Below are 9723 nucleotides of genomic sequence, written 5' to 3'. Positions count from 1 at the left end.
GCGCGCCCAGATCCTGCAACAGGCCGGCACCGCCATGGTGGCCCAGGCCAACCAGGCGCAACAAGGCGTGCTGTCCCTGCTGCGTTGATTCCGGCAGGCATCGCCCCCCAGGGCGGTTGCGCGGCGAAAGCCGGGCAACCGCCCTTTTTGCTGGCCGGTCGTCGGCACCGGATGAACGGGGCTTGACACGACACACGGCGGTCACAAGAGACTAAAGATTCATCTGGCACCACCGAAATTAGATTCAACGAACTTCTCCATGGGTTCGTGGCCCGGGCAACCGGGCAGTCAGCCCAACCACTTCACAGGAGTTAGTTATGACCACCATCAACACCAACGTCATGTCGATGACCGCCCAGCGCAACCTGGGCACCACCTCCAGCTCGCTGGCCACCTCCATGCAGCGCCTCTCGTCGGGCCTGCGCGTCAACAGCGCCAAGGACGACGCCGCCGGCCTGGCCATCTCCGAGCGCATGAACGCCCAGGTGCGCGGCCTCAACGTGGCGGCCCGCAACGCCAACGACGGCATCTCGCTGGCCCAGACCGCCGAAGGCGCGCTGGGCAAGGTCGGCGACATGCTGCAGCGCATGCGCGAACTGGCCGTGCAATCGGCCAACGCCTCGAACAACGGCAGCGACCGCACCGCCCTGCAGGCCGAAGTGACCCAGCTGCGCCAGGAAATCGACCGTGTCGCCAAGACCACCTCGTTCAACGGCACCAAGCTGCTGGACGGCACGTTTGCCAACGCCACCTTCCAGGTCGGCGCCAACGCCGGCGAAGGCATCGCCATCGACAGCATCGTCTCGGCCAACTCCACCGCCCTGGGCCAGCTGAGCGCCACCGAACACTTCGTGGCGGCCGTCGCCGCGCCCTCCACCGCCGCCAACGCCGCCATCCCGGCAGGCACGGCCGGCTGGAGCATCAAGAACGCCGCCGGTGTGGACGTGGCCCTGGGTGGCATCGCCGCCTCGACCACCGCTGCCCAGCGCACCACGCAGGTGGTGGACGCGATCAACGCCAAGTCGTCCGACACCGGCGTGTTCGCCCGCGAAACCGGCGCTGGCGCCTATGAAATCTTCTCGAGCCGCGACCTGACCGCCGCCACCGACTTCGGCGCCGCCTTCACCGCCGCCGCCACCGGCGCGCCTGGTGACACCGCGCCTCCCGGCACCCTGACCACGCTGTCGGCGATCAACGTCAACAGCTTCGGCGACGCACAAAAGGCGCTGCAGGTGATCGACAAGGCGATCAACTCCATCAACAGCTCGCGCGCCGACCTCGGCGCCCTGCAAAGCCGCTTCGAGAACGCCGTGGCCAACATCCAGATCACGGGCGAGAACATCTCCGCCGCGCGCGGCCGCATCGTCGATGCCGACTTCGCCAAGGAAACGTCCAACCTCTCGCGCGCCCAGATCCTGCAACAGGCCGGCACCGCCATGGTGGCGCAGGCCAACCAGGCCCAGCAAGGCGTGCTGTCCCTGCTGCGCTGATCTCGCCAGGGCATCGCCCCCAGGGCGGTTGCATGGCGAAAGCCTGCAACCGCTTTTTTTTCGTCTGACCGGAGCACTTCATGACCACCATCAACACGAACGTGATGTCGATGACCGCCCAGCGCAACCTGGGCACCACCTCCAGCTCGCTGGCCACCTCCATGCAGCGCCTCTCGTCGGGCCTGCGCGTCAACAGCGCCAAGGACGACGCCGCCGGCCTGGCCATCTCCGAGCGCATGAACGCCCAGGTGCGTGGCCTGAGCGTCGCCGTGCGCAACGCCAACGACGGCATCTCGCTGGCGCAGACCGCCGAAGGCGCCCTGGGCAAGGTCGGCGACATGCTGCAACGCATGCGCGAACTGGCCGTGCAGTCGGCCAACGCCTCGAACAACGGCAGCGACCGCACCGCCCTGCAGGCCGAAGTCACGCAGCTGAGCAAGGAAATCGACCGCGTGGCCACCACCACCTCGTTCAACGGCACCAAGCTGCTCGACGGCTCATTCGCCAACGCCACCTTCCAGGTCGGCGCCAACGCCGGCGAGGGCATCTCCATCGATTCCATCGTCTCGGTCAAGCTGGACTCCATGGGCTCTCCCAGCGCCATGGGCTACACGACGATTCGCAGCTCCACGGACATGGCGCTGGCCTCGCTCACCGATCTGACCGCGGTCGCTGCCGGTGATCTGCAGATCAACGCCATCCCGGGCGACAACACCTCGGCGGTGTCGCTGGGCGCCATCCAGGCCGCCGCCAATGCCTCCGAGCGCGCGGGGCAGATCGTGGATGCGGTGAATGCCCGCTCCGCCGATACCGGCGTGTTCGCCAGGCTCTCCTACAACGCGGCCGGCGCGCTGACCGGGTACCACCTGTTCAGCGAAAAAGCGAGCTTCAGCTCCAGCGCGGATCTGGCGGGGTTCAACACCGCCGCCACGGGCGACTGGCAGGCGGCCAACATGATGATCAACGGCGCCTACGACATGCGGGGCATCTCCGTCGCCTCCGCAGGCGGTGCCCAGCTCTCGCTCAAGATCATCGACAAGGCCATCAACGACGTGAACAGCTCGCGCGCCGACCTCGGCGCCCTGCAAAGCCGCTTCGAGAACGCCGTGGCCAACATCCAGATCACGGGCGAGAACATCTCCGCCGCGCGCGGCCGCATCGTCGATGCCGACTTCGCCAAGGAAACGTCCAACCTCTCGCGCGCCCAGATCCTGCAGCAGGCCGGCACCGCCATGGTGGCCCAGGCGAACCAGGCGCAACAAGGCGTGCTCTCGCTGCTGCGCTGAGATGCCCACGGGCGACTGTTACTAAAGGATGTAAAGCATGAACTTGACCCCTCAAATGGCGCCGTTCATGCCTACAGTCAGCCCGCCCGGTGCCGATACAGAAAGGTATCAGACATCAGGAACCCAAGCCATGTTCACCTCTGTCAACACCCGCGCAGCCTCCACCTACAAACGCGTCGCCGTCGACACCGGCGTGCAGACGGCCGACCCGCACCAGCTGGTCAGCCTGCTGTTCGACGCGCTGATCCAGAGCCTGAACCTGGCTCGCGGCGCGATGGAGCGCCAGGACGTGGCGAGCAAGGGCGCGGCCATCGGCAAGGCGATCCGGATCGTGGAAGAAGGCCTCAAGGCCGGCCTGAACCTGCAGGAAGGCGGCGAACTGGCCGCCAACCTCAAGGGCCTGTACGAGTACAGCGTGCAGCGCCTGACCCTGGCCAACCTGCGCAACGACGCGGCACCGATCCACGAGGTGCTGAACCTCATCGAACCCCTGGCCGATTCCTGGAAGCAGATTCGCGCTGGCGCCCTGCAGGGAGCCTGACATGGAGCACCATCTTTTGGACTACTACAAAGCCATCGAGAACACCAGCCGCCAGATGCTGGAGGCCGCACAGACGGAAAACTGGGACCAGGTGGTGCGCCTCGAAGGCGCTTGCGCGGTGCTGATCGCGCAACTGCGCCACAAGTCGAACGTCGAACAGCTCGATGCCGAACAGCGCAAGGAAAAGACGAAGATCATGCAGCGCATCCTGCGCATCGACGCCGAGATCCGCTGCCTGGCGGAACCCTGGCTGAACGACCTGGCACAGATGATCGACAGGTCTAGCCCGGCCCCGATGCATTGAACAAGTACCCCCCGCGCCGGCCTGCGGCCGTCACCCCCCAGGGGGCGATGTCTGCGGTCTGGCAAAGCCAGTCCCGCGACATCCTGGAAAAGACACGCGCTCCGGAAAGGGGCAATCAGACGCTCATGTTCATGATGTCGCTGTACGCCTGAACCATGCGGTTGCGCACGTGCAGCGTGGCCTGGAACCCGACCTGGGCCTTCTGCATCGCGAGCATGGTTTCTTCCAGGCTCACCTTGGGGTTGCCCAGCTGGACCTGGGTCTGCAGCTTGGAAGCGGCCTCCTGAGACGCGCTGACTTCCTTGAGCGCCGACTTGAAGTTGGCGGCAAAACCAGATTCCACCCCACCGGCGGCACCGGGGCGTTTCAGGGCGGATGAGCCAATGCCGTTCAGGGCCTGGCTGCTCAGGGGGGCGATGCGCATGTCCATGGCGGACTCCTTCGACGTGATATGAGCCCAGATGCTAGAGGGCCCCCCGTCCGCACGGGACGGGAATAAGGGCACAAACCCCCGCCTTTTCATGGCTATGGCGGGGGCACCGGGACCGAATAATCGACTGCAACAGGGTGTATCTCCCTCTGCCATCGACCATCTACCCGAGCCCCGAAGCCATGAGCACCACCGCCGTTGCCGAACTGGATGTCACACCGACCGCCGCGAAGGAGCGCAGCGCATTCGGTGACGGCTTCGCGCGCATGGACCAGGCCCAGAAGATCAAGCTTGGCCTGGGCGCCCTGGCCCTGCTGGCGCTCGCCCTGGCCTTTTTCTTCATGGGCCGCCAGCCGGAATGGCGCGTGCTCTACGCCAACCTGGGCGACAAGGACGGCGGCGCCATCGTGGCCCAGCTGTCCCAGATGAACGTGCCCTACAAGCACGCCGAGGGCGGCCAGGCCATCATGGTGCCGGCCGACAAGGTGCACGACACCCGCCTGCGCCTGGCCTCGCAAGGCCTGCCCAAGGGTTCGGTCACCGGCTTCGAGCTGATGGAAGCCAACCGCTTCGGCATGACCCAGTTCCAGGAACGGCTGACCTTCCAGCGCGGTCTGGAAGGCGAACTGACCCGCTCCATCCAGTCGCTCTCCTCCGTGCAGAGCGCCCGCATCCACCTGGCCCTGCCGAACCAGAACGGCTTCTTCCGCGAACAGCAGAAACCCAGCGCCTCGGTGCTGCTCACCCTGCACCCCGGCCGCACGCTGGACCGCGCGCAGGTCGCCGGCATCGTGCACCTGGTGGCCTCCAGCGTGCCAGAGATGAACCCCAAGGCGGTCAGCATCGTGGACGACGCGGGCAACCTGCTTTCCAGCCCGCCCGACGGCCAGGCCCAGGGCGCCGACACCCAGAAGCTGCAGTACGTGCAGCAGCTCGAACAGCTCTACACCCGCCGCATCATGGAGATGCTGGAGCCGCTGGTGGGCCGCAACAACGTCAAGGCCCAGGTCAGCGCCGAGGTCGATTTCTCGCAGGTCGAGTCCACCAGCGAACAGCACCGCCCCAACCAGGGCCCGGACGCGGCCGCCACGGTGCGCAGCCAGCAGACCGTGGAAGACGGCAGCGGCCCGCGCGCCCAGCCCTCGGGCGTGCCCGGGGCGGTGAGCAACCAGCCTCCGGCCACCGGCACGGCCCCCATCAACGGCGCCGCCGCCCCCGTGGGCGTGGCCAGCGCCCAGGGCGCCGGCGGCCAGGGTGGCAATTCGCGCCGCGAGTCGGTGGTGAACTACGAGGTGGACAAGACCGTGAAGGTGGTGCGCGAGTCCAGCGGCCAGGTGCGCCGCCTGAGCGCAGCGGTGGTGATCAACCACCGCACCTCGGTGGACAAGGCCGGCAAGGAAACCAGCACCCCGATCCCGCCGCAGCAGCTCGAACAGATGACCGCCCTGGTGCGCGAAACCATCGGCTTCAACAAGGACCGCGGCGACTCGGTCAACGTGGTCAACGCCGCCTTCAACGTCGAGAAGACCAGCGAGGTGGATGCCGGCGCCTGGTGGCAGCAGTCGGACAACCAGGAGCTGCTGCGCAGCCTGGCCTGGCCGCTGGGCATGGTGGGCCTGGGCCTGCTGGTGCTCATGGGCATGGTCCGCCCCGGCCTCAAGCTGATGAAGACGCCGGCCGCGCGCCGCCTGGACACCACCCCGGTGCAACCGCTCAATGCGGTGCTCAACGAATCGCCCGAGCGCCCCGGCCTGCCCATGCCGAGCAACGAAGTCACCGCCGAGGCGCAGCGCCTGGCCGATGCCAAGCGCCTGGCGCTGGAGAACCCGGCCGCCGTGGCCAACATCGTCAAGGGCTGGGTGAATGGCGAGGCACCGGCATGAGCCGGCGCCACCCCCTGCGCCGCTGCGCGGCTTCCCCCTCTCTCGCCTTCGGCGGGAGGGGGACGGCACCAGAGGCCCGGCAAAGCCGGTTCCTCGGTGCCTCTGGTCGCGCGCTTGTGCGCTCGAACCTGTGTGCGAATTGGGCTGAAGGAATCTGAATCATGGAAGACCAGGGAATCCAGGACGCCGCCATCTTTCTCATGTCGCTGGGCGAAGAGGAAGCGGCCGAGGTGTTCAAGCACCTCAGCCCCAAGGAAGTGCAGAAGCTGGGCGAAACCATCGCCAAGACGCGCGCGGTCTCGCACGACCGCGTGGACCAGGTGATGCAGAAATTCACCAGCGCGGCCTCGTCGCAGAGCCTGCTGGTGTCCGACACCGACAACTACGTGCGCGCCGTGCTCAAGCGCGCGCTGGGCGACGACAAGGCCTCGCTGCTGATCGACCGCATTCTGCAGGGCGGCGACGTCTCGGGCATCGAAAGCCTGAAGTGGATGGACCCGCTGTCCATCGCCGAACTGCTGCGCAACGAACACCCCCAGATCGTGGCCGCCATCCTCGTGCACCTCGAATCGGACCAGACCGCCGGCGTGCTCAAGAACTTCACCGAACGCACCCGCAACGAGGTGATGCTGCGCATCGCCACGCTTGAAGGCATCCAGCCGACCGCGCTGAAGGACCTCAACGAGGTGCTCTACAAGGTGCTGGCCGGTGGCGACAAGATCCGCAAGACCTCCATGGGCGGCGTGAAGACCGCCGCCGAGATCATCAACATGATGGGCACCCAGATCGAGACCTCGGTGATCGAGTCGATCCGCGAGTTCGACGCCGACCTGGCGCAGAAGATCATGGACAAGATGTTCACCTTCGAGGACCTGCTCAAGCTCGACGGCAAGTCGGTGCAGATGGTGCTCAAGGAAGTGGCGACCGATTCGCTGGTCATCGCGCTCAAGGGCGCCACCAACGAACTGCGCGAGCTGGTGCTGGGCAACATGTCCAGCCGCGCGGCCGAGGCCCTGCGCGAAGACCTGGAGTCGCGCGGCCCGGTGCGCCTGTCGGAAGTGGAAGCGCAGCAGAAGGAAATCCTCAAGGTCGTGCGCCGCCTCTCCGACGAGGGCCAGATCGTGATCATGGGCGGAGGCGAAGATGAAGCCTTCGTCTAAACCCAACCCCCATTCCCGTTTCATCCCGCGCGAGGAGATCGACGGCGTCGCCGCCTGGCACTTCTCCGCCGTGGACGGCAGCGACGACCTGCCCAAGGCCGCCCCGGCCGACGGCACCGCCAGCGAGGGCGTGACCTCCGAAGTGCTGCAGGAAGCGCGCCAGCAGGCGTATGCCGAAGGCTTTTCGCGCGGCCACGATGCCGGCGGCCAGGAAGTGCGCGACGCGCTCGAAGCCACGGTGCGCAAGACCGCCGAGGAAACCGCGGTGCGCATGGCCCAGCTGCTGCACAACACGCGCGACCACCTCAAGAAGAGCGAAGACCAGATCTCGCGCCACATCCTGGAACTGGCCTGCGACCTGGCCCGCCAGGTGGTGCGCCAGGAACTCAAGAGCGACCCCGCCCACCTGCGGCCGGTGATCGCCGAGGCCCTGGGCCAGCTGGTGGACGACGGCCAGCCCGCCACCGTGCGCCTGAACCCGGGCGACCTGGCCATGATGAAGGGCGCGCTGCAGGAAAACATGGGCAACCACCCCGCCGAGTTCGTGGCCGATGCGGCCATCAGCCCGGGCGGCTGCCTGATCGAATCGGCCACCATGACGGTGGACGCCACCATCGAGAAACGCTGGTCGCGCGCCGTGGGCAACCTTGGCATGGAAGCGGCCTGGAACCCGGGGAACATGGATGTCTGAAAGCACCTTTGGCACGGAAAGCCGCTGGGACAACTTCATGGAGGACGTGCGCGCGAACGCCGCCGTCAAGACGCCGCTGGAAGTGCGCGGCACCCTCACCCGCCTGGCCGGCCTGGTGCTCGAAGCCGTGGGCCTGAAGGTGCCGGTGGGCTCGCAGTGCCTGATCGACAACGGCCACAAGGACCCGGTGCTGGCCGAGGTGGTGGGTTTCTCCAACGACAAGGCCTACCTGATGCCGGCCGGCGACACGCATGGCCTGTCCAGTGGCGCGAGCGTGACGCCGCTGGCCCCCTTCCGCACCGTGCCACGCGTGGGCAAGGCCAACAAACCGCCCTCGCCCGATGACCGGGGCACGCTGCGCCTGCCGCTGGGTGCCGGCCTGCTCGGCCGCGTGGTCGATTCGCACGGCAACCCGCTGGACCACCAGGGCCCGATCACCAACGTGGACATCGAACCGATGGACCGCGCCCCGCTCAACGCCATGGACCGCGACCCCGTGCGCCAGCCGCTGGACACCGGCGTGCGCGCGATCAACGCCCTGCTCACCGTCGGCCGTGGCCAGCGCATCGGCCTGTTCGCCGGCTCCGGCGTGGGCAAGAGCGTGCTGCTGGGCATGATGGCGCGCTACACCAAGGCCGATGTGATCGTGGTCGGCCTGATCGGCGAACGCGGCCGCGAGGTCAAGGAATTCATCGAGGACATCCTCGGCGCCGAAGGCCGCCAGCGCTCGGTGGTGGTGGCCGCCCCGGCCGACGCACCTCCGCTGGTGCGCATGCAGGGCGCCGCGTACGCCACCGCGATCGCTGAACGCTTCCGCGACGACGGCCTGGACGTGCTGCTGCTCATGGACTCTCTCACCCGCTACGCCATGGCGCAGCGCGAGATCGCGCTGGCCATCGGCGAGCCGCCCGCCACCAAGGGCTATCCGCCATCGTGCTTCGCCAAGCTGCCGCAGCTGGTGGAGCGCAGCGGCAACGGCCTCAACGGCAAGGGCTCGATCACCGCCTTCTACACCGTGCTCTCCGAGGGCGACGACCAGCAGGACCCGATCGCCGACGCAGCGCGCGCCATCCTGGACGGCCACATCGTGCTCTCGCGCGCGCTCGCCGAATCCGGCCATTTCCCCGCCATCGACGTGGAGGCCTCGGCCTCGCGCGTGATGCACAACGTGGCCGGCGCGGTGCACCTGGAACTGGCGCGCCGCTTCCGCAGCCTGTACTCGCGCTACCAGAAGAGCCGCGACCTGATCCAGCTCGGCGCCTACGTGGCCGGCAGCGACCCCGAGACCGATCGCGCCATCGTGCTCTACCCCGCCCTGCAGCGCTTCCTGATGCAGGACATGCACGAGGCCGCCACGCTGCCCGAGAGCCTGCGCCAGATGCAGGCTGCGCTGCAGGACGAGAAGGAGCGGCCTTCGTCGCAGCGCCAGACCCGCCCCCACCACAACCCCTATGAAGGAAACGCCGGATGACCGCGCTGAACACCCTGAACAAAGTGGTGGAACTCGCCGAGAAACGCCGGGACGAGGCCCTGGGCGTGGTGGCCCAGATGCAGCGTGAGCTGAAGCTGGCCCAGGACCAGATGGACCAGTTGCAGGCCTACGCCCTGGAGGCCGAGGCGCGCTGGGTCACGCGCAGCGCCACCGGCGTGGACACCGCGCTGCTCATGCACCACCGCGAATTCATGCACAAGATCTACCACGCCGTGGAATTCCAGCGCGGCGTGCTGGCCGACCGCCAGCGCCTGATCGACACCGCGCAGGAGCAGGTGCATGTCACCGAGCGCGACCTCGCCGGCCTGCGCAAGTTCACCGACCGCAAGGTGCAGGCCATCGCCCACAAGGCCCAGCGCCAGGAACAGAAACAGACCGACGAAATGGCACTGTCCATCCACCTGCGCCAGAGCCTGGCCCAGGCACAGGCCCGCAACTGAACACCC

Annotated in this window: 11 protein-coding genes; 10 read left to right on the top strand and 1 reads right to left on the bottom strand. The window is 67.5% G+C overall.

The window, feature by feature from the left end; genetic code table 11:
- From ACODTB_RS20615 to ACODTB_RS20595, 5 genes are all read left to right on the top strand, one after another.
- Positions 1 to 88: flagellin (locus ACODTB_RS20615; protein WP_488929699.1), on the top strand; the 88-nt coding region annotated here is incomplete at its 5' end.
- Between the two features lie 229 nt (positions 89 to 317).
- On the top strand, positions 318 to 1490 hold the full coding sequence (locus ACODTB_RS20610; protein ID WP_488929696.1) for a flagellin: 1173 nt from the start codon (positions 318 to 320) through the stop codon (positions 1488 to 1490).
- 80 nt (positions 1491 to 1570) lie between these two features.
- Positions 1571 to 2776 carry a flagellin gene (locus tag ACODTB_RS20605; RefSeq protein ID WP_488929695.1) on the top strand — a complete coding sequence of 402 codons (1206 nt, stop codon included), beginning with the start codon at positions 1571 to 1573 and terminating at the stop codon, positions 2774 to 2776.
- A gap of 130 nt (positions 2777 to 2906) precedes the next feature.
- Positions 2907 to 3317 carry a flagellar export chaperone FliS gene (gene fliS, locus ACODTB_RS20600; RefSeq protein ID WP_382161776.1) on the top strand — a complete coding sequence of 137 codons (411 nt, stop codon included), beginning with the start codon at positions 2907 to 2909 and terminating at the stop codon, positions 3315 to 3317.
- A 1-nt stretch (position 3318) separates the two neighbouring features.
- Complete coding sequence (locus tag ACODTB_RS20595; RefSeq protein WP_488929694.1) at positions 3319 to 3621, top strand: flagellar protein FliT; 303 nt, start codon at positions 3319 to 3321, stop codon at positions 3619 to 3621.
- A 115-nt stretch (positions 3622 to 3736) separates the two neighbouring features.
- Here ACODTB_RS20595 and fliE read toward each other — a convergent pair whose 3' ends face one another.
- Complete coding sequence (fliE, locus tag ACODTB_RS20590) at positions 3737 to 4051, bottom strand: flagellar hook-basal body complex protein FliE (protein ID WP_382161780.1); 315 nt, start codon at positions 4049 to 4051, stop codon at positions 3737 to 3739.
- A 182-nt stretch (positions 4052 to 4233) separates the two neighbouring features.
- Between fliE and fliF the strand changes: the two genes are divergently transcribed.
- The 5 genes from fliF to fliJ all read left to right on the top strand — a co-directional run bounded on the left by fliF (position 4234) and on the right by fliJ (position 9717).
- On the top strand, positions 4234 to 5934 hold the full coding sequence (gene fliF, locus ACODTB_RS20585; protein WP_488929693.1) for a flagellar basal-body MS-ring/collar protein FliF: 1701 nt from the start codon (positions 4234 to 4236) through the stop codon (positions 5932 to 5934).
- A gap of 161 nt (positions 5935 to 6095) precedes the next feature.
- A complete protein-coding gene (gene fliG, locus ACODTB_RS20580; RefSeq protein ID WP_291113495.1) occupies positions 6096 to 7094 on the top strand; it encodes a flagellar motor switch protein FliG in 999 nt (332 codons plus the stop codon).
- Positions 7078 to 7785 (top strand): FliH/SctL family protein, encoded by a 708-nt coding sequence (locus ACODTB_RS20575; protein WP_291113497.1) that lies wholly within the window; start codon positions 7078 to 7080, stop codon positions 7783 to 7785. Before fliG ends, ACODTB_RS20575 begins: the two co-directional genes overlap by 17 nt.
- The gene (fliI, locus tag ACODTB_RS20570) at positions 7778 to 9256 is read left to right on the top strand and encodes a flagellar protein export ATPase FliI (RefSeq protein WP_291113499.1); all 1479 of its coding nucleotides are present in this window, start codon (positions 7778 to 7780) and stop codon (positions 9254 to 9256) included. The genes ACODTB_RS20575 and fliI overlap by 8 nt, the downstream gene beginning before the upstream one ends.
- Positions 9253 to 9717 carry a flagellar export protein FliJ gene (gene fliJ / locus ACODTB_RS20565; protein WP_291113501.1) on the top strand — a complete coding sequence of 155 codons (465 nt, stop codon included), beginning with the start codon at positions 9253 to 9255 and terminating at the stop codon, positions 9715 to 9717. The genes fliI and fliJ overlap by 4 nt, the downstream gene beginning before the upstream one ends.
- Positions 9718 to 9723: the final 6 nt, after the last annotated feature.

This window comes from Hydrogenophaga sp. FG152, from assembly GCF_057809615.1.
The sequence above is the reverse complement of the archived record's forward strand: the minus strand, read 5'-3'. Positions and strand labels throughout refer to the sequence as shown.